Annotated in this window: 20 protein-coding genes; 19 read left to right on the top strand and 1 reads right to left on the bottom strand. The window is 63.2% G+C overall.

Annotated elements, in window-relative coordinates; genetic code table 11:
- Positions 1-52 precede the first annotated feature (52 nt).
- Together AB4Z53_RS03915 and AB4Z53_RS03910 are read left to right on the top strand one after the other, a co-directional pair.
- A complete protein-coding gene (locus tag AB4Z53_RS03915; protein WP_441594794.1) occupies positions 53-2,329 on the top strand; it encodes an ATP-binding response regulator in 2,277 nt (758 codons plus the stop codon).
- A 120-nt stretch (positions 2,330-2,449) separates the two neighbouring features.
- Positions 2,450-3,340 (top strand): GNAT family N-acetyltransferase, encoded by an 891-nt coding sequence (locus AB4Z53_RS03910; protein ID WP_113536629.1) that lies wholly within the window; start codon positions 2,450-2,452, stop codon positions 3,338-3,340.
- A gap of 339 nt (positions 3,341-3,679) precedes the next feature.
- On the opposite strand, the gene AB4Z53_RS03905 is transcribed toward AB4Z53_RS03910, so the two are convergent.
- Positions 3,680-5,965, bottom strand: a complete 2,286-nt coding sequence (locus tag AB4Z53_RS03905; protein ID WP_113536628.1) for an NADP-dependent malic enzyme — start codon at positions 5,963-5,965, stop codon at positions 3,680-3,682.
- Between the two features lie 103 nt (positions 5,966-6,068).
- Here AB4Z53_RS03905 and mutS point away from each other — a divergent pair, with 103 nt between their 5' ends.
- The 17 genes from mutS (at position 6,069) to metK (ending at position 26,841) form a co-directional block, all read left to right on the top strand.
- Entirely contained in the window at positions 6,069-8,822 is a 2,754-nt protein-coding gene (mutS, locus tag AB4Z53_RS03900; RefSeq protein ID WP_441594791.1) for a DNA mismatch repair protein MutS, read from the top strand.
- A gap of 242 nt (positions 8,823-9,064) precedes the next feature.
- Entirely contained in the window at positions 9,065-11,908 is a 2,844-nt protein-coding gene (locus AB4Z53_RS03895) for a [protein-PII] uridylyltransferase (RefSeq protein ID WP_113536626.1), read from the top strand.
- Positions 11,905-13,509: a murein biosynthesis integral membrane protein MurJ gene (gene murJ, locus AB4Z53_RS03890; protein ID WP_441594789.1), complete on the top strand. Its 1,605-nt coding sequence runs from the start codon at positions 11,905-11,907 to the stop codon at positions 13,507-13,509. The genes AB4Z53_RS03895 and murJ overlap by 4 nt, the downstream gene beginning before the upstream one ends.
- The gene (locus AB4Z53_RS03885) at positions 13,509-13,901 is read left to right on the top strand and encodes a VOC family protein (RefSeq protein WP_441595225.1); all 393 of its coding nucleotides are present in this window, start codon (positions 13,509-13,511) and stop codon (positions 13,899-13,901) included. Before murJ ends, AB4Z53_RS03885 begins: the two co-directional genes overlap by 1 nt.
- Positions 13,902-14,013: 112 nt before the next feature.
- On the top strand, positions 14,014-15,078 hold the full coding sequence (gene trpS / locus AB4Z53_RS03880) for a tryptophan--tRNA ligase (protein ID WP_113536623.1): 1,065 nt from the start codon (positions 14,014-14,016) through the stop codon (positions 15,076-15,078).
- Between the two features lie 140 nt (positions 15,079-15,218).
- On the top strand, positions 15,219-15,710 hold the full coding sequence (locus tag AB4Z53_RS03875; RefSeq protein ID WP_113536622.1) for a universal stress protein: 492 nt from the start codon (positions 15,219-15,221) through the stop codon (positions 15,708-15,710).
- Positions 15,711-15,874: 164 nt separating this feature from the next.
- Positions 15,875-16,441, top strand: coding sequence for a NifU family protein (locus AB4Z53_RS03870; RefSeq protein ID WP_223726263.1), 567 nt, complete (start codon positions 15,875-15,877; stop codon positions 16,439-16,441).
- Positions 16,442-16,593: 152 nt separating this feature from the next.
- A complete protein-coding gene (tsaB, locus tag AB4Z53_RS03865; RefSeq protein WP_441594786.1) occupies positions 16,594-17,253 on the top strand; it encodes a tRNA (adenosine(37)-N6)-threonylcarbamoyltransferase complex dimerization subunit type 1 TsaB in 660 nt (219 codons plus the stop codon).
- Between the two features lie 6 nt (positions 17,254-17,259).
- Positions 17,260-17,757, top strand: a complete 498-nt coding sequence (locus AB4Z53_RS03860; protein ID WP_113536619.1) for a GNAT family N-acetyltransferase — start codon at positions 17,260-17,262, stop codon at positions 17,755-17,757.
- A 153-nt stretch (positions 17,758-17,910) separates the two neighbouring features.
- On the top strand, positions 17,911-18,702 hold the full coding sequence (locus AB4Z53_RS03855; protein WP_113536618.1) for a lysophospholipid acyltransferase family protein: 792 nt from the start codon (positions 17,911-17,913) through the stop codon (positions 18,700-18,702).
- A 71-nt stretch (positions 18,703-18,773) separates the two neighbouring features.
- Positions 18,774-20,174 (top strand): tRNA (N6-isopentenyl adenosine(37)-C2)-methylthiotransferase MiaB, encoded by a 1,401-nt coding sequence (gene miaB / locus AB4Z53_RS03850; RefSeq protein ID WP_291148459.1) that lies wholly within the window; start codon positions 18,774-18,776, stop codon positions 20,172-20,174.
- Between the two features lie 27 nt (positions 20,175-20,201).
- Entirely contained in the window at positions 20,202-21,257 is a 1,056-nt protein-coding gene (locus AB4Z53_RS03845; protein ID WP_113536616.1) for a PhoH family protein, read from the top strand.
- A gap of 18 nt (positions 21,258-21,275) precedes the next feature.
- Entirely contained in the window at positions 21,276-21,782 is a 507-nt protein-coding gene (gene ybeY, locus AB4Z53_RS03840; RefSeq protein WP_441594783.1) for an rRNA maturation RNase YbeY, read from the top strand.
- Positions 21,783-21,794: 12 nt separating this feature from the next.
- Positions 21,795-22,961, top strand: a complete 1,167-nt coding sequence (locus AB4Z53_RS03835; RefSeq protein WP_441594781.1) for a hemolysin family protein — start codon at positions 21,795-21,797, stop codon at positions 22,959-22,961.
- A gap of 253 nt (positions 22,962-23,214) precedes the next feature.
- Complete coding sequence (gene lnt, locus AB4Z53_RS03830) at positions 23,215-24,810, top strand: apolipoprotein N-acyltransferase (RefSeq protein WP_441594779.1); 1,596 nt, start codon at positions 23,215-23,217, stop codon at positions 24,808-24,810.
- 146 nt (positions 24,811-24,956) lie between these two features.
- On the top strand, positions 24,957-25,373 hold the full coding sequence (locus tag AB4Z53_RS03825; protein WP_113536612.1) for a helix-turn-helix domain-containing protein: 417 nt from the start codon (positions 24,957-24,959) through the stop codon (positions 25,371-25,373).
- A 199-nt stretch (positions 25,374-25,572) separates the two neighbouring features.
- The gene (metK, locus tag AB4Z53_RS03820) at positions 25,573-26,841 is read left to right on the top strand and encodes a methionine adenosyltransferase (RefSeq protein ID WP_113536772.1); all 1,269 of its coding nucleotides are present in this window, start codon (positions 25,573-25,575) and stop codon (positions 26,839-26,841) included.
- The last annotated feature ends 46 nt before the right edge of the window (positions 26,842-26,887 follow it).

Genomic DNA, 26,887 nt, shown 5'->3' with positions numbered 1-26,887 from the left:
TTTACCGGTCCATTGAAGCCATTCGGAACGCTTGTCGTGTTAGCCGGATCGCATGAGCGAACCGTCACGATTGCTGGAGCGGATCGAATCCGGCTTCCGGACAGGAAACCGGACCGGTGACGCGCAGCCGGTGTCTCCGCCCGCCGTGGAGGCACCGCCTCCAGCCCGCGAGCAGGAAGCCCCCGTCAATGGCAAGCGCCGTGCGATCAACCAGGCGTCGCTGGCGCTGCTCGGCCTGGTCGCCTCCGGTCTCATTCTCGTCATCGGCATGAACGCCGGCTTCTACCTGTTTTCCGCCGCGATCGCGGCGGCAGGCTCCGTCGGCGTGCTTCTGCTCGTTGTCGAAGCCATGCGGTCGTTCGATGGCAGGCAGGCCCGCGACGAAGCGGACCGGGATCGCGATTGGCATCGCTCTGAGACGTCCGCGCTGCTCTCGACCATTCACGATGCGCTGGGCGACCTTGCGATCATGCGTGGCATGGACGGAAAGATCGTTCATGCCAATGCGGTCTTCCATCAGGTCTGCGGCCACCATGATGTCCGCGGTCTCAATTGCGCGGCGCTCGGCCTGAGTTTCGAGCCGAAGGCCGCACCCAATCACTATCTGGTCCGGATGGCCGCATCGGACGGTGTGCGCCTTTACGATTGGCATGACGTGATCGCCCGCGATCCGGCCAGCGGCAAGCTCATGCGCCACAGCATCGCCCGCGACGTCACCGAGGAGGCGAAGGCCGCACGCGAGCGCGAAGCGGCACGCCGGCGGGCGGAGGAGGCAAGTCAGGCGAAGTCGAGGCTTCTCGCCACCGTCAGCCATGAAATCCGCACACCGCTTTCCGGCATTCTCGGCATGAGCCACCTGCTCGGCCAGACCCGGCTGTCCAGCGAGCAGAAAAACTACCTCGCCGGCATGCAGCAGTCCGGCCATGCGCTGGTCCAGCTCGTCGAGGATCTGATCGATTTCTCGTCGCTTTCGGCCGGTCGCTTCCAGTTTCGCCCGACCCGGCAGGATCCGCGCGGCGTCATCGAGAGCGTGGTGGAGATGCTCTCCAACCGGGCGCATGAAAAAGGCATCGAGATCGGCGCCACGGTCGCCGTCGATGTGCCCGCCGAAATGGCCTTCGATGCGGCGCGCCTGCGCCAGGTGCTTTTCAACGTCATCGGCAATGCGGTGAAATTCACCGAGGTCGGCGGCGTCTTTGTCAGCGCCGATACGGTCGACGAATGCGTGCGGATCCGGATCGACGACACTGGTCCGGGCATGTCGCCCGAGGATCTGAAGCGCATCTTCGAGGAGTTCGAGCAGGCTGGAAACGACGAACAGCGGGCCAAGGGCACAGGTCTTGGCCTCGCCATCTCCCGTCGGATCATGCAGGCCTGTGGCGGCAGCCTCACGGCGGCCAGCGCGCCGGGACGCGGCAGCCGTTTCGAAATTCGCCTGCCCTTCGCCGAGATCGAAGCGGTTGCAGCGGAGCGCCGGTTCTGCCTTGCCGGATCGCATGTCCTGGTCATGGCGCCGGACGGTCCTGCCTCGGCGGCGCTTGCCGCGACCATCGCCACCCTCGGCGGACGGTGCCATCGCGCCACCACGCTTGCCGCGGCCCAGCATGTCCTTGCGGACGTGCTCGCCGGCGGCGCAGCCCTGACCGACGTGATCGTGGACCACCGTCATGCCCAGCAATACAAGCAGCTGCTTTCGTTGCAGCCGGCAATCGCGCGGCTGGAGGTGCGCCGCACCTACCTGATCAATCCCGAAGAGCGCAACAGCCATCCCGTCAACCAGATGGACGGCTACGAGGCTTGGCTGATCCGGCCGCTGCGCGAAAAGTCCCTGGTCGAGGTGCTGCTTGGCCGCCTGAAAGGCATCGAGAAGCGCGACGCGATCAACGACAACCGGCCCGTTCTGCGCGAGGAGCCGGCGACCACGCCCGTTCGAAGCAAGGCTGATGGGATCCTTCTCGCCGAAGACGATCCGGTCAACGCGCTGATCGTGCGCACCGTGCTCCAGCGCTCGGGATATTCGGTCCGCGTTGTTGGCGATTTCGGCGCTGTCGCCGAAGCCCTGAACGCGCCCGGCGAGCGTGCGCTGCCGGAGCTGCTGGTGACCGATCTCAACATGCCGGGTGGCGACGGCCTTTCGCTGCTGCAGCGCCTGCGCGCCGATGAGACCACGCGATCCGCGCCGCGGCTGCCTGTTATCGTCCTGACCTCTGATGTCCGTGCCGATATGCGCGAGAAGCTGACGGATGCCGGCGCGGACGCCGTGTTGTCGAAGCCCGCGGACCCGCAGCTTCTCACGTCGGAGATCGCCCGCCTGCTGCGTAAACGGTAACTTCTACAGCGGTTACGGTAACCATCGGAGCGTTGGGGTTGTATGCCGCTTTCATGTCACTATGTTGTTGCAGAAACGTGGTCTAAGCCCGGCAGACAGAATTGATTCGGGATGACGCGGATGGCCATCGAGCTACTGGATTCGGCGAACGTGGTTGACACTTCTCAAGCTTGCATCGGCAAGAAGACCGCCGTCCCGACGACTGACGTTCTAGGCAGGATCGCCAATCTCGAGACGCGGCTGGCACGCACGGCATCGGAGATAGATGCCGCCCAGGCCGTACGTTACAAGGTTTTCGTCGAGGAGATGAAGGCGCAGGTCGGCGCCGAAGCCGATCGTCGCAAGCGCGACGTCGACAGCTGGGACGCGATCTGCGATCACCTCCTTGTCCTCGACACCTCGATCGAGGGCGATGCCGAGGATCAGATCGTCGGCACCTATCGCCTGCTGCGCCAGGACGTGGCCGAACGTGCGGGCGGTTTCTACTCGGCTTCCGAATTTGCCATCGACCAGCTCCTCGCGCGCCATCCGACCAAACGCTTCATGGAGCTCGGCCGCTCCTGCGTGCTGCCGGACTACCGCACCAAGCGGACGGTGGAGCTGCTTTGGCAGGGAAACTGGGCCTACGCCCTGAAATACGGCATGGACGCCATGTTCGGTTGCGGCTCGTTCCCCGGTGTCGTTCCGGCGGAGCACGCACTGGCGCTTTCCTTCCTGCACCACAACATCCGCGCCCGAGACGAATGGGCCGTGAGCGCACGTCCGGAGCTGCATCGGACCATGGATCTGATGCCGGCCGAAGCGATCAATGCGAAAAAGGCACTCACCGCCCTGCCGCCGCTGATCAAGGGTTACATGCGCCTGGGCGCCATGGTTGGCGACGGCGCCGTGGTCGATCATGCGTTCCACACGACCGATGTTTTGATCGTGCTGCCGATCAGCAATATCTCCGGCCGCTACCTCAATTACTACGGCGCAGACGCCGGCCGGTTCGCTACCTCCGTCTCCTGACGGGCGCCTGACAGGATTAACCAAATATTAATGACGAGTTTGACTTTCGTGCCTGAAAGAGAGACTTGTATTGTCAAGTTCTTCTCTGATTTCATGACGAGAGAATAAGAAAATAACGGAGGAATGGCCGATCAATTCCGGAGGTCGGCCGGCATGAAATTCCAAATCCTCCGTCTTTTATCACCTGAAACGTAGTTCGGTTGCCAATTTTTGAGCTCGCTTCTTCTCTCCAGGGGACGCGAGCTCTTCTTTTTATAAGTTGTGCCGATTTGTTACTAATCCGGTCGACCTGGCGACTTACAGCGCCAGGTCTGTACCAAAACGGCACATCCGGCAGTGTCACATGCCGGCATTGTAGGCGGCAATCGCCGCCATGTTGACGATGTCGGAATCCTTGGCCGACATCGAAACGATCTGGATCGACTTGTCGAAGCCGACGAGCAGGGGGCCGATGACGGTCGAGCCGCCGAGTTCCTGCAGCATCTTGGTCGAGATCGATGCCGAGTGGAACGCCGGCATGACGAGCACGTTCGCCGTGCCCGAAAGGCGGCAGAACGGATACTGCTCCATGACACGGGCATTCAGCGCCACGTCGGCGGCCATTTCCCCGTCATATTCGAAGTCGACCCGGCGCTTGTCGAGGATGTTGACCGCTTCGCGCACCCGCTCGGAGCGTTCGCCCTGCGGATGGCCGAAGGTGGAATAGGCAAGCATAGCCACGCGCGGCACATAGCCGAGCCGCTTGGCGAGGCCGGCTGCTTCCTCGGCGATATCGGCAAGCTCCTCCGAAGACGGCATGTCGTGCACGGCGGTGTCGGCGACCAGCACGGTGCGGCCGCGGCAGAGCGCGATCGACACACCGATGACGCGGTGGCCGGGCTTCGGATCGATGCAGCGGCGCACGTCCTCGAGCGCGGTCGAGTAGTTGCGGGTGAGACCCGTGACCATGCCGTCGGCGTCGCCGAGTGCGACCATGCAGGCGGCGAAATGGTTACGGTCGTTGTTGATCAGGCGCTGGGCGTCGCGGAACAGGAAGCCCTTCCGCTGCAGGCGGGCATAGAGATAGTCCGTATAGGCGCCGACGCGCTTGGAAAGACGTGCGTTGACGATCTGGATGCCGGGGCGATCGAGGTCAATCCCCTCGCGCTCCGCCGTCTCGCGCATACGCTCTTCCCGGCCGAGCAGGATGGCGGTGCCGAGCTGCTGGTTGGCATAGGCGATCGCCGAGCGCATGACCTGCACCTCCTCGCCTTCGGCGAAGACGATGCGCTTGGGCTGGCGCCGCACGCGCTCGTAGATGCGCTGCAGCGTCGAGGCGATCGGGTCGCGCCGGGCGGAAAGCTGGCGGCCATAGGCCTCGAGATCGGTGATCGGCTTGCGCGCGACGCCGCTTTCGATCGCAGCCTTGGCGACCGCCATCGGGATCGCCGAGATCAGGCGTGGATCGAAGGGGACCGGGATGATGTATTGCGGGCCAAAGCGCGGGCGGTTGCCCTGATAGGCCGCGGCAACATCGTCAGGCACATCTTCCTTGGCAAGGCTTGCCAGCGCCACTGCGGCGGCAATCTTCATCTCGTCGTTGATCGTCGTGGCGCGCACGTCCAGTGCCCCGCGGAAGATATAGGGGAAGCCGAGCACGTTGTTGACCTGGTTCGGATAGTCCGAGCGGCCGGTGGCGACGATCGCGTCGTCGCGGATGCGGGCGACTTCCTCGGGCGTGATTTCCGGATCCGGGTTGGCCATGGCGAAGATGATCGGCCGTGGTGCCATCGAGCGTACCATGTCTTCCGACAGCGCACCCTTGGCGGAGAGGCCGAAGACCACGTCGGCGCCGTCGAGCGCTTCGGCGAGCGTGCGGCGATCAGTCTTGACGGCATGCGCCGACTTCCACTGGTTCATGCCCTCGGTGCGGCCTTCGAAGATGACGCCCTTGGTATCGCACAGGATGATGTTTTCCGAGGCAAAGCCCATGGACTTGATGAGCTCGATACACGCGATGGCCGCAGCGCCGGCGCCATTGCAGACGAGCTTCGTCGTCTTGAAATCGCGGCCGGTTAGCGCCAGCGCATTGATGAGGCCGGCCGCGGCGATGATCGCGGTGCCGTGCTGGTCGTCGTGGAACACCGGGATGTCCATGACCTCGCGCAGTTTCTGCTCGATGATGAAACAGTCCGGCGCCTTGATGTCTTCGAGGTTGATGCCGCCGAAGGACGGGCCTAGGAAGCGCACGCAGTTGATGAACTCGTCGACGTTTTCGGTATCGACCTCAAGGTCGATGGAATCCACATCGGCAAAGCGCTTGAACAGCACGGCCTTGCCTTCCATGACCGGCTTGGAGGCAAGCGCTCCGAGGTTGCCGAGGCCGAGAATGGCGGTGCCGTTCGAGATTACGGCCACCATGTTGCCGCGTGTGGTATAGTCGTAGGCGGTGTTCGGATCCTCGGCGATCGCCTTGACCGGGACGGCAACGCCCGGCGAATAGGCAAGCGACAGGTCGCGCTGGGTGGCCATCGCCTTGGTGGGGGAAATCTCCAGCTTTCCGGGACGACCCTGCGAGTGAAAATCGAGCGCTTCCTGCGCGGTGACGCTCGTCATTGTGCGATCGGTCTTGTCGGTGGCCGGCATGTTTCCTCAATCCTCCTGTGGGCGAGCCTTGCGGCGCGCCTCTTTATGGTTGTCGTCTATAATTGCTTGGGGATAGTGTGCCATCTCTTTTTTCGGAACAATCATGAATTTCGTGACAGACCAATCGAACCGCGCCAGCGAGGTGTTGTCCGCAGCCGAACTGGCGACGGAGGAGAGCCGTTCCACCGCAACGCCGATGATGGAACAGTTCATCGAGATCAAGGCTAACAACCCGGATTCTCTGCTCTTTTACCGCATGGGTGACTTCTACGAGCTGTTCTTCCAGGACGCGGTAGAGGCATCGCGGGCGCTCGGCATCACGCTGACCAAGCGCGGCCAGCACATGGGACAGGAAATCCCGATGTGCGGGGTGCCGGTGCATGCCGCCGACGATTACCTGCAGAAGCTGATCGGGCTCGGCTTCCGCGTTGCCGTGTGCGAGCAGGTCGAGGATCCGGCCGAGGCCAAGAAGCGCGGCAGCAAATCGGTCGTCCGCCGGGATGTCGTTCGGCTTGTTACTCCGGGAACGATCACGGAAGAGAAGCTTCTGTCTCCGTCGGAGACCAACTATCTGATGGCGCTGGCGCGGATCAAAAGCGGATCGGAGCCGGCTTACGCACTTGCCTGGATCGATATCTCCACCGGCATCTTCCGGTTGGCGGAAACCGCCGCAAGCCGTCTGCTCGCCGATATCCTGCGTATCGAGCCGCGCGAACTAATCCTCGCCGATACGGTGTTTCACGATCCGGAACTGAGGCCCGTCTTCGATGTGCTCGGCCGCGTCGCGGTGCCGCAGCCGGCGGTTCTGTTCGACAGCGCCACGGCCGAGGGCCGCATCGCCCGCTACTTCGGCGTCAAGACGCTCGACGGTTTCGGCACGTTCTCTCGCGCCGAGCTAGCCGCCGCTTCCGCGGCAATCTCTTACGTCGAGAAGACCCAGCTTGCCGAACGTCCGGCGCTCGGCACGCCGGAGCGCGAAAGCGCCGCCTCGACGCTGTTTATCGACCCGGCAACCCGCGGCAATCTCGAACTGGTGAAGACGCTTTCTGGTGCGCGCGAAGGCACGCTGTTGAAAGCGCTCGACCGCACCGTGACGAGCGGCGGCGCCCGGCTTCTTGCCGAACGGCTGATGTCGCCGCTGACCGACCCGGACCGTATCAATGAGCGTCTCGATTCGATCGAGATTCTTGCGGACCAGCCGTCCTTCGCCGGCGACCTGCGTGATGCGCTCAGGCGTGCGCCGGACATGCCGCGCGCCTTGTCGCGATTGGCGCTTGGCCGCGGCGGTCCGCGTGACCTCGGCGCCATTCAGGCAGGCCTGCATGCGTCCGCCTCGATTTCGCGTTTGATGGCCGCGGGCACGTTGTCTGATGAGCTGAAGGAAGCACGCGCCGCGATCGATGCACTGCCCGCCGGCCTGCTCGGTCTGCTCGACGCAACGCTTGGCGAAGAGCTGCCGCTTCTGAAGCGTGACGGCGGTTTCGTCTGCGAAGGCGCCAATGCCGAACTCGACGAAGTCCGGGGGCTGCGCGACCAGTCGCGCCGGGTGATCGCCGGGCTGCAGCTGCAATATTCCGAAGAGACCGGCATTAAGTCGCTGAAGATCAAGCACAACAACGTGCTCGGCTACTTCATCGAGGTGACGGCCGGCAATGCGGGCTCGATGACCGATACGGATGCCGGACGTGCCCGCTTCATCCATCGCCAGACGATGGCGAATGCCATGCGCTTCACCACGACGGAACTGGCCGAGCTTGAAAGCAAGATCGCCAATGCCGCCGACCGGGCGCTTTCGATCGAGCTCGAGGCCTTCGATCAGATGACATCAGAGGTCGTCGCTGCCGCCGAGACGCTCAAGGCTGCTGCCTTGGCGCTTGCGACCGTCGATGTGTCGGTCGGTCTCGCTGTGCTTGCCGAGGAGCAGGCCTATGCCCGTCCCACTGTCGACCGCTCGCGCATGTTCGCAATCGACGGCGGCCGTCACCCTGTGGTCGAGCAGGCGCTGAAGCGCCAGGCAGCCAATGCCTTCGTCGCCAACGGCTGTGATCTCTCGCCACCGGAGGGCGAGGAGGGTGGCGCGATCTGGCTGCTCACCGGTCCCAACATGGGCGGTAAATCGACCTTTCTGCGCCAGAACGCGCTGATCGCGATCATGGCGCAGATGGGCACCTTCGTCCCTGCCGCGAGCGCCCATATCGGGATCGTCGACCGCCTGTTCTCCCGCGTCGGCGCCTCCGACGATCTGGCGCGCGGCCGCTCGACCTTCATGGTCGAGATGGTCGAGACGGCGGCGATCCTCAACCAGGCCACTGACCGTTCGCTGGTGATCCTCGACGAGATCGGCCGTGGCACCGCCACCTTCGACGGTCTGTCGATCGCCTGGGCGGCTGTCGAACACCTGCACGAGGCGAACCGCTGCCGCGGCCTCTTCGCCACCCACTTCCATGAGCTGACCGTGCTTTCGGAAAAACTCGCACGGCTTTCCAACGCGACCATGCGCGTCAAGGAGTGGCACGGCGACGTGATCTTCCTGCACGAGGTCGGGCCTGGCGCTGCCGACCGCTCCTACGGCATTCAGGTCGCCCGCCTTGCCGGCCTGCCGGCTTCCGTCGTGGCGCGCGCCAAGGACGTGCTCGCCAAGCTCGAGGATGCCGACCGCAAGAACCCCGCGAGCCAGCTGATCGACGACCTGCCGCTCTTCCAGGTGGCGATCCGCCGCGAAGAGGTGAAGGCCGCCGGTCCGTCCAAGGTCGAGGACGCGTTGAAGGCGCTCAACCCCGACGACATGACGCCGCGCGAAGCGCTCGATGCGCTCTATGCGCTGAAGAAGGAACTGAGCGCCGCCAAGCCGGGATGAGGAAAGCCGTGTGCGGCTCTTTCCGCCCGCATCCCGCCAGCCGTTAAAACAGGCTGAGGCGGCGCGCGCCTTTTTCCTGTGCAGCTGTCGGTAAAAAGGCTATACAGCGCCGCGCGCCTTTGCCGGCGCGGCGATCGAAATTCTGTGTGGTCTTTATTCGGCCTCGGTCGCAAGGATCATGCAGGAGCGCTTGATCGCGAGCGACCACGCAACCAGTCGGACAGGACGCCCCTCGGCACTTCATGGGCAGACACGAAATATCTTTCCCCGAGATCCTCGACGTCGCAGCGCTGCGGGCGAAGTGCGACTTCATCGCTTCGGCCCATGCCGAACAGCGCGATCCGATGCGCCAGGCACTGCTGGCCGCCTTCAAGCAGGCGAATGTCGCCGGCCGCGCCAAGGCGCGCGAGCTGTTCAACGCCGACGGCGCCGGCATTCTCTGCGCCGAGCGCATTTCCTGGCTGCAGGATCAGCTGATCACCGTGCTGCACGATTTCGTGCTGAACGAGATCTTCGATGCCGCCAATGCGCCGCCGGCCTCCCGCATTGCGGTCGCCGCGGTCGGCGGTTATGGTCGCGGCACGCTGGCGCCGGGCTCGGACATCGACCTTCTGTTCCTGCTGCCGGTCAAGAAGGCCGTCTGGGCGGAGCCGGCGATCGAGTTCATGCTCTATATCCTCTGGGATCTGGGCTTCAAGGTCGGCCACGCCACCCGCACTATCGACGAGTGCATTCGTCTTTCGCGCGCCGACATGACGATCCGTACGGCCATTCTCGAAACGCGCTACATCTGCGGCTCCGAGACGCTGAGCGCCGAGCTCGAAACCCGTTTCGACCATGAGATCGTGCGCAACACCGGCCCCGATTTCATCGCCGCCAAGCTGGCCGAACGCGACGAGCGCCACCGCAAGGCGGGCGATACGCGTTATCTCGTCGAGCCGAACGTCAAGGAAGGCAAGGGCGGTCTTCGCGACCTGCACACGCTGTTCTGGATCGCCAAGTATTTCTACCGGCTCAAGGATACGGCCGACCTCGTCAAGCTCGGCGTTCTGTCACGGCAGGAATACAAGCTCTTCCAGAAGGCCGAGGACTTCCTCTGGGCGGTGCGCTGCCACATGCATTTCCTGACCGGCAAGGCGGAAGAGCGGCTTTCCTTCGACATCCAGCGTGAGATCGCCGAAGCGCTCGGCTATCACGATCACCCCGGCCTCTCCGCCGTCGAACGCTTCATGAAGCACTACTTCCTGGTGGCGAAGGACGTCGGCGACCTGACGCGCATCTTCTGTGCTGCGCTCGAAGATCAGCAGGCGAAGGATGCGCCCGGCATTTCCGGCATCATCGGCCGCTTCACCCACCGCAGCCGCAAGATCGCCGGGACGCTCGATTTCGTCGACGACGGCGGCCGCATTGCGCTCGCCAGCCCGGATATCTTCAAGCGCGATCCGGTCAACCTTCTGCGCTTCTTCCATATCGCCGACATCAACGGGCTCGAGTTCCATCCGGCAGCTTTGCGCCAGGTTACCCGCTCGCTGAGCTTGATCACGCCGCACCTGCGCGAGAACGACGAGGCGAACCGCCTGTTCCTGTCGATCCTCACCTCGCGCCGCAAGCCGGAACTGATCCTCAGGCGCATGAACGAGGCGGGCGTGCTTGGCCGCTTCATCCCGGATTTCGGCAAGATCGTCTCGATGATGCAGTTCAACATGTATCATCACTACACGGTCGACGAGCACCTGTTGCGCACCGTCGATGTTCTCTCGCGCATTGAGGGCGGCATCGAGGAAGAAGCCCATCCGCTGGTCGCCAAGCTGATGCCGGGGATCGAGGATCGCGAGGCGCTCTATGTGGCCGTGCTCCTGCACGACATCGCCAAGGGCCGGCCGGAGGATCACTCGACCGCGGGCGCCAAGGTGGCCCGCCGGCTCTGCCCGCGCTTCGGGCTTTCGCCGAAGCAGACCGAACTCGTCGCCTGGCTGATCGAGGAACATCTGACGATGTCGATGGTTGCCCAGACGCGCGACCTCAACGACCGCAAGACCATCGTCGACTTTGCCGAACGGGTGCAGTCGCTCGACCGCCTGAAGATGCTCCTGGTGTTGACGGTCTGCGATATCCGCGCCGTCGGCCCGGGCGTGTGGAACGGCTGGAAAGGTCAGCTGCTGCGTACGCTCTACTACGAAACCGAACTGCTGTTGTCGGGCGGCTTCTCGGAACTGTCGCGCAAGGAGCGCGCGGCGCACGCCGCTACCATGCTTGGCGACGCACTGACGGACTGGTCCGAAAAAGAGCGCGAGGCCTATGTGCGTCTGCACTATCAGCCCTATCTGCTGACGGTTGCGCTCGAAGATCAGGTGCGCCATGCGCGCTTCATCCGTGAGGCCGATGCGGCCGACCAGGCGCTGGCGACCATGGTGCGCACGCACCAGTTCCATGCGATCACCGAAATCACCGTACTTTCGCCCGACCATCCGCGCCTGCTGACCGTGATTGCCGGCGCCTGCGCGGCCGCCGGCGCCAACATCGTCGATGCGCAGATCTTCACGACCTCGGATGGCCGCGCGCTGGATACGATCCTGGTCAACCGCGAGTTCGCGGTGGATGGGGACGAGATGCGGCGCGCCGCCAGCATCGGCAAGCTGATCGAGGATGTGCTTGCCGGCCGCAAGCGCCTGCCGGAAGTCATCGCCAGCCGAACGAAGGTGAAGAAGCGCACCCGCGCCTTCACAGTGACGCCGGAAGTGACGATCAGCAACACGCTGTCGAACAAGTTCACGGTGATCGAGGTCGAGGGTCTCGACCGTCCGGGCCTCCTGTCCGAGATCACCGCGGTGTTGTCCGATCTCTCGCTCGATATTGCCTCGGCCCACATCACCACCTTCGGCGAGAAGGTGATCGATACCTTCTATGTCACCGATCTCGTCGGCCAGAAGGTAACGAGCGAAAACCGACAGATGAACATTGCCGCCCGCCTCAAGGCCGTCATGGCCGGCGAGGGTGACGAAGCCCGCGACCGCATGCCCTCCGGCATCATCGCGCCGCCACCGGGCGTCTCCTCCGCTCAAAGAACGACAAAAGCCGAAACATGAGTCTGGTCAAGAAATTTGCAACCGTCGGCGGCGCGACCCTTGGAAGCCGCCTGTTCGGCTTCATCCGCGAAACCTTCATGGCGGCAGCGCTCGGCACCGGGCCGGTCGCCGACGCCTTCAACACGGCCTTCCGCCTGCCGAACACCTTCCGCCGGCTGTTTGCCGAAGGGGCTTTCAACTCCGCCTTCGTGCCGCTCTTTGCCAAGGAGATCGAGGCGAACGGCATGGAGGGCGCGCGACGCTTTTCCGAGGAAGTCTTCGGTGTCCTCTTCACCGTTCTGCTCTTTCTGACGATCGCAATGGAACTGACGATGCCCTTCATCGTCAGCAAACTGATCGCTCCCGGCTTCGCCGATGATCCGGAAAAGCTCGGCAATACCATCATGTTTGCCGGCATCATGTTCCCCTATCTCGCCTGCATGTCGCTGGCGGCGATGATGGGCGGCATGCTGAACTCGCTGCATCGCTTCTTCGCAGCAGCGATTGCGCCCGTCTTTCTCAATGTCATCCTGATCGGGGTGCTGGCCTATGCCTGGTATGCGGGTCAGGATCCGGTGGCCGTCGGCTACGCGCTTTCCTGGGGCGTCATGGCGGCCGGTCTGGTGCAGCTGGCGATCGTCTGGATCGCCGTGCGCGACGCCGGCATCAAGATCGGCCTTCGCCGGCCGAAGATGACCGCCAGCGTCAAGCGCCTGCTGGTGCTGGCCCTGCCGGCGGCAATTACCGGCGGCATCACCCAGATCAACCTCCTGATCAACACCAACATCGCCTCGAGCAGCGAAGGCGCGGTCTCGTCGCTGGTCTATGCGGATCGCATCTACCAGTTGCCGCTGGGTGTGGTCGGCATCGCCGTGGCGACCGTACTGCTGCCGGAACTCGCTCGTGCCCTTCGCTCCGGCAATCTCAACGAGGCGTCGAACCTGCAGAACCGCTCCGTCGAGTTCACGCTGTTCCTGACGTTGCCGGCGGCGGCCGCGCTGCTGGTCATGTCCGAGCCGATCGTCCGGCTGCTCTTCGAGCGCGGCAAGTTTGCGCCGGAATCGACCATCATCRTCGGCCATATCCTGGCGATCTACGGTCTCGGCCTGCCGGCGTTCGTGCTGATCAAAGCCTTCATTCCCGGCTTCTTCGCGCGAGAGGATACGCGCACGCCGATGATCTTCGCTGCCATCTCCGTCGTCGTGAACGTGTCGCTGGCGCTCACCCTGTTTCCGCGGCTCGGTGCCAGCGGCATAGCCACCGCCGAGATCGTCGCCGGCTGGGTCAATGCGGTCCTGCTGTTTGCAACGCTCGTCTGGCGCGGTCATTGGGGCAGGGATATCCCGTTGTTGACCCGCATTCCGCGCCTCGTCATCGCGGCCGCCGGCATGGCCGCCGCGCTCTATTTCGCGATCGACTGGTTCGCCTTCGAACTCTCCTCGGCCGCGCCGCTCGTGACGCGGGCAGCAACCCTCTTCGGTCTGGTCTCGGCAGCGATGGTGGTCTACTTCGCGCTCGCCTTCGGCCTTGGCGGTGCCAGCCTCGGCATGATCCGCCGCAGCGTCAAGCGCAAGACGGCAGCACCGGCAGAGGCCGTCGCTGCATCGGAGGCAAGCGAATGATGCGCCAGACGATCGCACGCGTCGCCTTGGTCGTTCCGGACTACGATGCCGGCATTGGATTCTATTGCGACAAGCTCGGCTTCGACCTCGTTGAAGATACCAGGCTCGACGACAGCAAGCGTTGGGTCGTCGTTCGTCCGAAGGGCGCGGTCGAGACTTCGCTGCTGCTCGCCAAGGCCGACGGCGAACGTCAGCAGGCGGCGATCGGCAACCAGACCGGTGGTCGCGTCGGCTTCTTCCTCTTCACCGACGATTTTGCCCGCGACCACGCAGCGATGCTGGCCGCCGGCGTCGTCTTTCTGGAGGCGCCGCGGCACGAACCCTACGGCGTCGTTGCCGTCTTCAGCGACCCGTTCGGCAACCAGTGGGATCTGCTGCAACCGGCGGCGTGATGGGGCTTCTCCGAGCCCCTTGATTGCCTCTCATCCTGCGTGCATAAGCCATGCCGTTAGCAACATGGGCGACAAAGGCCCTGGGGCCCTCCACCAGCCTATTGAGGACGACATGAACGAATTCAAGCCGCTCGTATTCTCCGGCGTTCAGCCGACGGGCAATCTCCATCTCGGTAATTATCTCGGCGCGATCCGCAAGTTCGTGGCGCTGCAGGAAAACAACGATTGCATCTACTGCGTCGTCGACCTGCATTCGATCACGGCGCAGCTCGTGCATGAGGACCTGAAGGGGCAGATCCGCTCGATCGCCGCCGCCTTCATCGCTTCGGGCATCGATCCGAAGAAGCATATCGTTTTCAATCAGTCCGCGGTGCCGCAGCACGCCGAACTCGCCTGGATCTTCAACTGCGTCGCCCGCATCGGCTGGATGAACCGCATGACGCAGTTCAAGGACAAGGCCGGCAAGGACCGCGAGAACGCCTCGCTTGGTCTGCTTGCCTATCCGAGCCTGATGGCGGCTGACATTCTCGTCTATCGTGCGACCCACGTTCCTGTCGGCGACGACCAGAAGCAGCACCTGGAACTGACGCGCGATATCGCCCAGAAGTTCAACATCGACTTCATGGAGCATATCCGCAGCGCCGGCTATGGTGTCGACATGGTCGTCGGCGAAGAGCCGATCCATGCCTACTTCCCGCCGGTCGAACCGCTGATCGGCGGCGCGACGCCGCGCGTCATGTCGCTGCGTGACGGCACCAAGAAGATGTCGAAATCCGACCCGTCCGACCTTTCGCGCGTCAACCTGATGGACGACGCCGAAACGATCTCGAAGAAGATTCGCAAGGCCAAGACCGATCCGGACGCGCTTCCGAGCGAAGTGGATGGCTTGAAGGGGCGCCCGGAAGCGGAAAACCTCGTCGGCATCTACGCGGCGCTGTCGGACAAGACCAAGGAGCAGGTGTTGGCCGAATTCGGCGGGCAGCAGTTCTCGGTGTTCAAGCCGGCGCTCGTCGACCTCGCGGTCGAGGTCCTGTCGCCGATCACCACCGAAATGCGCCGCCTGATGGGCGACACCGCGCACATCGACGCGATCCTCAGGGATGGCGGCGAGCGCGCGCGTGCACGGGCCGAAAAGACGATGCGCGAAGTTCGCGAGATCATCGGCTTTCTGCAGTAAACCGGAGAAATAGGGTCTCCGCGCCCCAGTTCACGACGAGCGGGGCGCGGGCGCAAAGCCGCCCTCGCTTTCGTGGTCACGCTCCAAAAAGGCGAAAATGAGAGCTTGCGGCGGCTCGCCCGGGATGTAATGTTCACCCTATGGTCTCGACCCGACTCTCTCGACTTGAAGGTCACCGCCGCAAATTCATGGCGGTGATTGACGATACCCCGGAATGCGGGCGCGCCGTGCACTATGCGGGCATGCGCGCCAAGAATTCGAATGGCGGTCTCGTCCTGCTCTATGTGATCGCCGATGGCGACTTCCAGCAATGGCTGGGGGTCGAGGAAATCATGCGTGCGGAAGCGCGCGAGGAAGCCGAGGCGACTCTCGCCAAGGTGGCCCAGGCCGTCCGCGAGCGGATCGGCATCGAACCCGAGATCGTAATCCGCGAGGGGACTGCTACCGAGCAGATCCATGCGGCGATCGAGGAGGATCGCGACATTGCCATTCTGGTGCTGGCCGCCGGATCGGCAAAAGAGGGCCCGGGCCCCCTGGTGTCGTCGATCGCCGGCAAGGCCGCAGCCTTCCCGATCCCCGTCACGGTCATCCCCGATGCCTTGACGGACGAGGAGATCGACGCGCTCAGCTGATCGGTATCGGTTTTCACGGGCATGCGGGATGCGGCGGAAAACCGCGTACACTTTTGCTGATCCCGCTTCATGCGCTCTTGCGACCATGGAGCCATCCTCCTATATTCTTTTGAACTATTCTAAAGAGCTGGGCGAATGTCGCTCCCGGCGAAACGGAGACAGACATGTTCATTCAGACCGAAGCCACGCCGAACCCGGCCACGCTGAAGTTTTTGCCGGGCAAGGTTGTTATGGAAAACGGCACTGCCGAGTTCCGTGACGAGGAAGAAGCGCGCGCCGGCTCGCCGCTGGCGGCACGGCTGTTTTCGATCCCGGGCGTCACCGGCGTCTATTTCGGCTATGATTTCATCACCGTCAGCAAGGAAGGCCAGGAATGGCAGCACCTGAAGCCGGCGATTCTTGGTTCGATCATGGAACATTTCATGTCGGGCCAGCAGATCATGGCCGGCAGTGGTCGCGCCGAGCAGTCGGACCAGGAAGACGAGTTTTTCGACGAGGGCGACGAGACGATCGTTGCCACGATCAAGGAGCTCCTGGAAACCCGCGTGCGCCCGGCCGTTGCTCAGGACGGTGGCGACATCACCTTCCGCGGCTTCAAGGACGGGACAGTTTTCCTCAACATGAAGGGTGCCTGCTCCGGTTGCCCGTCGTCCACCGCGACGCTGAAGCATGGCGTGCAGAACCTGTTGCGCCATTTCGTTCCCGAGGTGGAAGCCGTCGAGGCCGTCTGACATCGGACGCCGTCCGGCGTCTGAGCTAGGTGAGATGCGGGAGAGGATGCGCGGATTTCCGTCCGCATCCCGACCCAGCCGAGTAGTATCGATTTTGCCGCAAAGCCCCGCCGGCTTTGCGGCTTGTGGCGTCTGAAAGATCCAGCGTTGAAATGATTGTACTTGCGATCGACACGTCCGGCTCGGGCTGCTCCGCTGCCGTCTACGACAGCGAAACCGCCGTTGTGCTCGGGCGCTCCGGCGCCGATCTCGGCAAAGGTCATGCTGAGCGGCTGATGGAATTCGTCGACGAGGCGCTGGCCGTGGCCAGCCGATCGCTTGCCGACATCGACCGCATCGCGGTCACCGTCGGCCCTGGCTCGTTCACCGGCATTCGCGTCGGCGTGGCCACTGCCCGTGGTCTGGCGCTGGCGCTCGGCAAATCCGCCGTCGGCGTCTCGACGCTCGCGGTCCTGGCTGAAGGCATCCGCGCAGCAGCGCCGGGCAGGGAAGTTCTCGTCGCCATCGATGCCAAGCGGGACGAAGTCTATGTCCAGGCTTTCGACGCGACCGGTGCCGCCGCAAGTGAGCCAGAAGCGCTCTCCGTCGAAGGTGCGCGCGAGCGTTTCTCGGGTTTCGATGGCGTCATCGGCGGTTCCGGCGCCCATCTCGTTGGCCCGGATGCAGATGCCAAGGCCCCCGAATTCATCGATATTGCCTTCGTCGCCACGCTCGGCGCCGCTGCCGATCCAGCCTCGGCCAAGCCGCGACCGCTATATCTCAGAGGCCCCGACGCCAAGCCGCAGGCGGGCTTTGCGATTGCCCGAGCGTAGACCGAGATGAGCTTTACCGACTACTTCACCCGCCGCACCGAATTCGACATCTTCCCGCTGGAGGAAGCCGATCTGCTGGCTGCGGCAGCGCTGCATCGCCAACGGTTCGCTTCCCCCTGGAGCGATGGAGAAATTCACGCGCTGCTCGTGCAGGAGACGGTGTTCGGCTTTGTCGCCCGGCAGACCAATGGCAGCTTTCGCCCGGCCTTCGGCGGTTTCGTCCTGTCGCGCGCCGTCGCCGGCGAGGCCGAAATCCTGACGATCGGTGTCGAGCCGCGCTATGCACGCTCCGGCCTTGGCTGGCGGCTGATGCAGGCGGCGATGCGCGAGGCGCTGGTCAAGGGCTCCGAGGCGTTGTTCCTCGAAGTGGACGAGACCAATCAGGCGGCGATCGGGCTTTACCGTAAGCTCGGCTTCAACAAGGTCGGCGAACGCCGTGCCTATTACCAGGACAAGGCCGGCCAGCGGACCGCCGCGCTTGTCATGCGCCTCGATCTTCGCTAGTCCCAAGCGCATAAGAGCGCGATGAGGACAAGTGTATGCGGTATTCCGCCCGCATCCTGCTCTAACTTTTTTGGTGTCGATCACGTCATGATTTCGGGTGGATTCGACCCAGGACCATCGTGATCCAAGGTCGCGCAGGAACTCTTTTCCCGGATGATCAATTGGCTACGGATAGCGATCTTCGCAGCGCTTCTGGCGCTGGTTTCGCTCGTCCTGATGCCGATCCAGATCGTCTGCCTCTGGCTAAACCTGAAACTGCGTCGCCGTTTGCCGCGATACTGGCACCGGCTCGCCTGCTACCTGCTCGGCATCAAGGTGCGGGTCCATGGCGAGGCGGAGCGCCGCCGGCCGTTGCTCATCTGCGCCAACCATGCCTCCTGGAAAGACATTCTGGTGCTGTCTTCGGTCGCCGATGTCGTCTTCGTCGCCAAGTCCGAGGTGAAGGGCTGGCCGGTCTTTGGCGTCCTTGCCCGGCTGCAGGCGTCGATCTTCGTCGAGCGCGAGCAGAAGCGCTCGACCGGCAAGCAGGTGAACGAAATCGGCGAGCGCATGGCGGCGGGCGAGATCGTCGTACTCTTTCCGGAGGGAACGACGTCCGACGGCAACCGTCTGCTGGAGATCAAGACGTCGCTCTTCGGTGCTGCGGCTTCCGCCGTGCCGCATTCGCCGACCGGGCTCGTGCACGTGCAGCCAGTCGCCATCTCCTATACGGGCATCCACGGCATGCCGATGGGCCGCTTCAACCGGCCGATCGCCGCCTGGCCGGGCGATACCGAACTGGTCCCGCATCTGCTCGGGATCCTGCGCGAGGGTGCGATCGAGGTCGACGTCGATTTCGGTGAGGCCATCGACTACGACCGGCACACCAATCGCAAGGAAGTAAGCCGGAAGGTCGAGCAGCGCATCCGCAGCATGTTGTCGGATCGTTTGCGCGGAAGGGCCTGAAACCCTTTCGGCAACGGCGGCCATGCCGAAAATACTTCAACTTCAGACCGCTTTGCACTAAAGAACCCGGCATGACCCAGGAAACAGCCCTTCTGTCGACAACGCCCGTGACGGGCGAAGAGCGCGCACCGGCCCGCAAGGTCTTCGTCAAGACCTACGGCTGCCAGATGAACGTCTACGATTCCGACCGCATGTCGGATGCCTTGTCGCGTGATGGCTATGTCTCGACTGATGTGCTCGAGGATGCTGACTTCGTGCTCCTCAATACCTGTCACATTCGCGAGAAGGCGGCGGAGAAGGTCTATTCCGAGCTCGGCCGCCTGCGCGACCTGAAGAAGGCGAAGGCCAAGGAAGGCCGCGAGATGGTGATCGGCGTCGCCGGCTGCGTGGCGCAGGCCGAAGGCGACGAGATCCTCCGGCGCGCGCCGGCCGTCGATCTGGTGATCGGCCCGACCACCTATCATCGCCTGCCGGAAGCGCTGAAGCGGGCCCGCAACGGTGAGCGCGTCGTCCAGACGGACTATGCCGTCGAGGACAAGTTCGAGCACCTGCCGGCGCCCGACAAGGCAAAGACCCGCGCCCGCGGCGTCACCGCTTTCCTCACGGTGCAGGAAGGCTGCGACAAGTTCTGCACCTTCTGCGTCGTGCCCTATACGCGCGGATCCGAAGTTTCCCGCCCGGTGGCACAGATCGTCTCGGAAGCGGAAAAGCTGGTCGATGGCGGCGTCCGCGAAATCACTTTGCTCGGCCAGAACGTCAACGCCTGGCACGGCGTCGGCCCCGATGGCCGCGAATGGGGCCTCGGCGACCTGCTCACGCGTCTCGGCGAAATCGAGGGGCTCGCCCGGCTGCGCTACACCACCAGCCACCCGCGCGACATGGACGACAGCCTGATCGAGGCGCATCGCTCGATGGAAAAGCTGATGCCTTACCTGCACCTGCCGGTGCAGTCCGGCTCCGACCGCATCCTGAAGGCGATGAACCGGAGGCACACGGCGGCCGAATATCTGGCGCTGATCGAGCGCATCCGTGGGGTCCAGCCGGACCTCGCGCTATCGGGCGATTTCATCGTCGGCTTCCCCGGCGAGACCGACGAGGACTTTGAAGACACCATGCGGCTCGTCGAAGCCGTGGGTTATGCACAGGCATTTTCGTTCAAATATTCGACGCGTCCCGGCACGCCCGGCGCCGAGCTTGGCGACCAGGTTCCCGAGGAGGTGAAAGCCAAGCGCTTGGAAAAATTGCAGGCTTTGCTGTTTTCGCAGCAGCGCGCCTTCGCCGAATCCTGCGTCGGTCGCGAAATCGACCTGCTTTTGGAGAAGCAAGGGCGCATGCCGGGCCAGCTCGTCGGGCGTTCTCCGTGGCTGCAGCCCGTGAATGTTGATGCAAAAGCATCGCAAATCGGTGACATTATAAAGGTGCGAATCATCAAGGCCGGGCCGAACAGCCTGTTTGCAGAGATGATCGGGTAAGGACCGACAACAAGGAGCCTGAACCGCTTGAACGGACACGAATTGATCTCTTCATCATCGCGCCAGTCGAAAACCTCTGCGACAGACGCCAATCACTTCGTGCTGACATTCGAGAACAATCGGTTCGCCAGCGAACTCTTCGGCCAGTTCGACCAGAACTTGAAGCTACTTGAAGAGCGCCTGCGCATCGACGCCCGGCCGCGGGGCAATTCCGTCGCCATATCCGGTGACATCGTTGCCACCAATCAGGCGCGCCGCGCTCTCGATTATCTCTACGGACGATTGCAGAGCGGCGCATCGATCGATACCTCTGACGTCGAGGGCGCGATCCGTATGGCGGTTGCCGCCGACGATCAGCTACAATTGCCGACCATGGAGCGTAAAGCCAAATTGACGATGGCGCAGATTTCGACGCGCAAGAAGACCATCGCGGCGCGCACACCGACGCAGGATGCCTATATCCGTGCGCTGGAGCGTTCCGAGCTCGTCTTCGGCGTGGGCCCCGCCGGTACCGGCAAGACCTATCTTGCCGTCGCCCATGCCGCACAGCTTCTGGAGCGCGGCGCCGTCGATCGTATCGTGCTCTCGCGTCCTGCCGTGGAAGCGGGCGAGCGCCTGGGCTTCCTGCCCGGCGACATGAAGGAGAAGGTCGATCCCTATCTCCGCCCGCTCTACGATGCGCTCTATGACATGATGCCGGGCGACAAGGTCGAACGCGCCATCACCGCCGGCGTCATTGAAATCGCGCCGCTCGCCTTCATGCGAGGCCGCACGCTCGCCAATGCCGCCGTCATCCTCGACGAGGCGCAGAACACCACATCGATGCAGATGAAGATGTTTCTGACCCGCCTCGGCGAAAACGGTCGCATGATCGTCACCGGCGATCCGAGCCAGGTCGACCTGCCGCGCGGCGTCAAGTCGGGTCTGGTCGAGGCTCTACAGATCCTCAGAGGTGTCGAGGGCGTTTCCGTGGTTCGCTTCAAGGACGTCGACGTCGTTCGCCATCCGATGGTGGCGCGCATCGTCAGGGCCTACGAGGCCCAGACGGCCGTGCACGATGAAAGCGAGCAGGGCGACCGCTGATCGGCGGTCGTCGCGATCATGACCGCATTGGATATCCAGATCAGCGTCGAAGAGGGCGATTGGCCCGACGAAGAGACGCTTCTCGCATTTTCTTCACCAGTGCTGGAAGCCGCAGCCGCCTTCCTCGCGGCGGAAGAGGGCCAGCCGTTCCCGAAGATGCAGCCCGAACTGTCGCTGGTCTTCGCGGACGACGCTTCCATTCGGACGATCAACGCCGAATGGCGCAATCAGGACAAGCCGACCAATGTGCTGTCCTTTCCCGCCTTCCCGGTGACGCCGGGCGCGATGCCGGGGCCGATGCTGGGCGACATCATCGTCGCCCGCGAAACGCTCGAGCGCGAAGCCGTGGAACTCGAGAAGTCTTTCGATGCGCACCTGACGCATCTTCTCGTGCATGGATTCCTGCATCTTTTCGGTTATGATCATATGGCAGATGACGAAGCCGAAAGAATGGAAAGCCTGGAGACTCGCATTTTGGCGCGTCTTGGCTTATCTGACCCCTACGGGGATCGTACCCCGGATTAACAGTTTGGACCGATGAGCGATTACAAAACACAGCCTGTCGCGCTGGCGACCGAGGAGGCAGAGGCCTCCGGAGAGGCGGAGGCGGGCAGTAGTAGCACCGCCGCTCGACACGAGGGCACGAAATCCACTTCAACTTTCTGGAGCCGGGCCGCGCGCCTGCTGCGCGGCGCAAGCCCGTCGAGCTTGCGCGAAGATCTCGCCGACGCACTCCAGACGGATGCCGACAGCAACACGGCCTTCTCGCCCGGCGAACGGGCGATGCTCAACAACATTCTGCGTTTCCGCGAGATCAGGGTCGAGGACGTCATGGTCCCGCGTGCCGACATCGAAGCGGTCGACCAGAGCATCACCATCGGCGAACTGATGGTGATCTTCGAGGAGTCGGGCCGCTCGCGCATGCCGGTCTATAACGAAGGCCTCGATGATCCCCGAGGCATGGTGCACATCCGCGACCTGCTTTCCTACGTCACCAAGCAGGCCCGCAACCGTCGCCGCAACGGCAAGGCGCCCGCTGCCGCGACGGCTACCGGCGAAAAGACCGAGAAAACGCCCCGCTCGCCGAAGGCGAGCTTCGACCTCTCGCGCGTCGATCTCGGCAAGTCGCTGGAAGAAGCGGGCATCGTCCGCCAGCTGCTGTTCGTGCCGCCGTCGATGCTGGCGTCCGACCTGATGCAGCGCATGCAGGCCGCCCGCATCCAGATGGCGCTCGTCATCGATGAATATGGCGGAACCGATGGTCTCGTCTCGCTCGAGGACATCGTCGAGATGGTCGTCGGCGATATCGAAGACGAACACGACGACGACGAAGTGATGTTCGCCCGCACGTCGGACGACGTTTTCGTCGCCGACGCCCGCGTCGAACTGGAAGAAATCGCCGCAGCGATCGGTCCCGACTTCGATGTGCGCGAGCAGCTCGAGGACGTCGACACACTCGGCGGCCTGATCTTCGCTTCGCTTGGCCGCATTCCGGTGCGCGGTGAAGTCGTGCAGGCCATTCCGGGGTTCGAGTTCCAGATCCTCGACGCTGACCCGCGCCGCGTGAAACGCGTTCGCATCATGCGCAAGCGTCCGCCAGCTCGCCGTCGCGTGTCGCGACCGGAGGGCGAAATCGCTCCGGAGACAGTTCCCGTCAATCGTACCAATGGGGCTGCCCCCTCCGCGGCAGCCGACGAGCAATAATCGCTCCGCCCCGCGCGTTTCTTCGTGCGCGCGGGGGCGTATCTCCTGCCATCCGCTCCACGTCTCCCGGTTTGAAAGAGGACCGGGACGGATTGCAGCGGATCGCTGACCTGACGGAAGGACATGCCTTCCGCAGCCAATTCCCCTCCTGAAGGGGACAAACAGCCCGTTTTTTGGAAGACTGGCGCCGATTGATTCGGTGGTTGTTTCGCTCCGGCGCCGTGGCTAGCGGCCGGGATCGACTGGAGGCTGCATGGTAAGACTGGCTGGCAGGGTGATGCTTCTGTCCGGGTTCCCGAGGGTATTGCTCGCGTTCTTCGCTGGGCTAATCACCGTTCTGGCCCAGCCGCCCTTCGGCATTTTCGCCTTCGCCTTCGTCTCCTTCCCCATCCTCGTCTGGCTGCTCGACGGCGCGAGCGGAAATCCGGATGGCGGCATCGTCAGGCGGCTCTGGCCGGCGGCAGTGATCGGCTGGTGGTTCGGTTTCGGCTACTTCCTCGGCGGTCTCTGGTGGCTCGGCAATGCACTGCTGGTGGAGGCCGACGAATTCGCCTGGGCCTTGCCGCTCGCCGTCGTCGGTCTTCCGGCTTTTCTCGCGCTCTTCTATGCGCTTGCGACGCTGGCCGCGCGGATATTCTGGTCCGATGGGGTGGGGCGGATCGCGGCGCTTGCGCTGGCCTTCGGCCTTTGCGAACTGCTCCGCAGCTTCCTCTTCACCGGCTTTCCCTGGAATGCCATCGGTTACGCGGCGATGCCGATGCCGTTGATGATGCAGTCCGCAAGCGTGGTCAACCTTGCGACCATCAACATGCTGGCGGTCTTCGTTTTCGCGGCACCCGCCCTCCTTGCCACGGGCAGGGGGAGCCGGATCGGCCTGTCGGCGGCCCTCGTCCTCCTCACGGCGCATGTCGGTTTCGGCTTCTATCGGCTTGCGCAGCCGTCCCCGGCTTCGCCCGAGCCGCCGGTGACCGTCCGTCTCGTCCAGCCGGTGATCGACCAGGCAAAGAAGCTCGACGATCGCGAACGGGCGGCCGTCTTTGAGGAACATCTCTCGCTCACCACCGCTGCCCCCGAAAAAGGCGGCAAGCGACCGGACATCGTCGTCTGGCCCGAAACGTCGATCCCCTTCATCCTCACCGACAATCCCGACGCCCTGGCACGGATCGCCGAGGTGCTCGATGACGATCAGATCCTGATCGCCGGCGCCGTGCGCGCGGAGGATGCGGGCGCCGGTCTGCCACCGCGCTACTACAACTCGATCTATGTCATCGACGGACGCGGCCAGATCATCGGTGCTGCCGACAAGGTGCATCTGGTCCCGTTTGGCGAGTATCTACCGTTTGAGGAGTTGCTGTCCTCCTGGGGCCTGAGTTCCGTTGCTGCCTCGATGCCAGGCGGCTTTTCGGCGGCGAAGAGCCGTTCGCTATTGACCCTGCCGAGTGGCAGGACGCTCTATCCGCTGGTCTGCTACGAGGCGATCTTCCCCGACGAAATTGGCGGCGCCGCGCGTGGTGCGGACGCGCTTCTCAACATCACCAACGACGCGTGGTTCGGAGACACGCCCGGTCCGCGCCAGCATTTCCATCAGGCCCAACTACGCGCCGTCGAGACCGGAACACCCCTTATTCGCGCTGCCAACAGCGGTATATCAGCAATTGTTGATGCACGTGGGGTTTTAATGGTAGGATTGTCCTACAATTATAGGGGAGTGGTCGACACACTTCTGCCGGGAAAGATGCCTAGGCCTTTGGACGACGCTATGCGAAGCCGAATCTTCTGGCTGAGTGCACTGTTCCTTCTTCTGGTTGCAGTGTTTTCGCGTGTTGGTTTTAATATTAGGAAGAATTGACCTAAAACCCCTAAAATTGCATAGTGGTCCGCACCATCGTCCTTGTTGTGGCGGCATTGTCGTATCACCGTGGCGGTCGCCCCGGTGAGCGGCGCTCCCGTGTGAGGCGGTGGATCAAACGAAACAGCGTGTTTGGGAACGCAGATATGATCGAAAACAAAAAGAAGCCGAACCCGATCGACATCCATGTCGGTAGTCGGATTCGTCTTCGCCGCACGATGCTTGGCATGAGCCAGGAGAAGCTCGGCGAAAGTCTGGGGATCACCTTTCAGCAGATTCAGAAGTACGAGAAGGGCACGAACCGCGTCGGCGCGAGCCGCTTGCAGAACATTTCGGGCATTCTGAACGTTCCGGTTTCCTTCTTCTTCGAAGATGCGCCGGGTGACACCTCCGGCCAGCCGGGCATGGCGGAAGCCTCCAGTTCCAACTACGTTGTGGATTTCCTTTCGTCTTCCGAGGGGCTGCAACTCAACCGTGCCTTCGTCAAGATCACGGATCCGAAGGTTCGTCGCCGCCTCGTCGATCTCGTCAAGGCGCTCGCTGCGGAAGCGGAAAGCGAATAGTTCCAACGTTCCCGTCGGGACTTGAAAACAAAGCGGCCTCTTGTGCCGCTTTTTTCATGCGCGCTTTTCCGCCGGCGCACCAAAGTGATTGGCTTCGGTGGTGATATAAAGATATATTTATGTCGTTGTGCGCTTGTTTTTCGGGCGCAAAACCACTAACACCATGCCAGCGCTTTTCTTCATTGAGGGGACTTCCCGCATGCGTGCAAACTACCTGTTCACGAGTGAATCCGTAGCCGAAGGTCATCCGGACAAGGTGTGTGACCGTATCTCCGACGAGATCGTGGATCTGGTCTACCGTGAGGCCGCCAAGACCGGTGTCGACCCATGGGGCGTTCGCATCGCTTGCGAAACCTTGGCGACCACCAACCGCGTCGTCATTGCCGGCGAAGTGCGCCTGCCGCCGAGCCTTCTGAAGAAGGACAAGGACGGCAACGACGTCATCAACCCCTCGAAGTTCAAGTCCGCCGCCCGCAAGGCGATCCGCGAGATCGGCTACGAGCAGGACGGCTTCCACTGGAAGACGGCGAAGATCGACGTGCTGCTGCACTTCCAGTCGGCCCATATCGCTCAGGGCGTCGACAGCGCCGCCGACAAGCAGGGCGAAGAAGGTGCTGGCGACCAGGGCATCATGTTCGGCTACGCTTGCCGCGAAACCGCCGAACTCATGCCGGCCCCGATCTACTACTCGCACCGCATTCTCAATCTGCTCGCCGCCGCCCGCAAGAAGGGCGAGGGCGAAGTCGCCAAGCTCGGCCCGGACGCCAAGAGCCAGGTCACCGTACGATACGTCGACGGCAAGCCGGCGGAAGTCACCTCGATCGTCCTGTCGACCCAGCACCTCGACGACACCTGGGATTCCACCAAGGTTCGCTCGGTTGTCGAGCCCTATATTCGCGAAGCGCTTGACGATCTGAAGATCGCTGACGATTGCACCTGGTACATCAACCCGACCGGCAAGTTCGTCATCGGCGGTCCGGACGGCGACGCCGGCCTGACCGGCCGCAAGATCATCGTCGACACCTATGGCGGTGCAGCACCGCACGGTGGCGGCGCCTTCTCGGGCAAGGACACGACCAAGGTCGACCGTTCGGCTGCCTATGCCGCGCGCTACCTGGCAAAGAACGTCGTTGCTGCCGGTCTTTCGGACCGTTGCACGATCCAGCTCTCCTACGCCATCGGCGTTGCCCAGCCGCTGTCGATCTATGTCGACCTGCATGGCACCGGCAAGGTTTCGGAAGACCAGGTCGAACAGGCCATCCGCAAGACGATGGATCTGTCGCCGTCGGGTATCCGTCGTCACCTGGATCTCAACAAGCCGATCTATGCCAAGACGTCTGCTTACGGTCACTTTGGCCGCAAGGCTGGCCGCGACGGTTCCTTCTCCTGGGAGAAGCTCGACCTGGTCAAGCCGCTGAAGGCGGCGATCGACCAGGGCAGTGCCGTCAACGGCCGGGCCGCTGCCTAAGCGAGCGATCAGCGTGGCCGACAAAGCCGCGCATTGAAGATAGCGC

Source organism: Ensifer sp. 2TAB8 (assembly GCF_052115125.1).
Taxonomy (GTDB): domain Bacteria; phylum Pseudomonadota; class Alphaproteobacteria; order Rhizobiales; family Rhizobiaceae; genus Ensifer.
The sequence above is the reverse complement of the archived record's forward strand: the minus strand, read 5'-3'. Positions and strand labels throughout refer to the sequence as shown.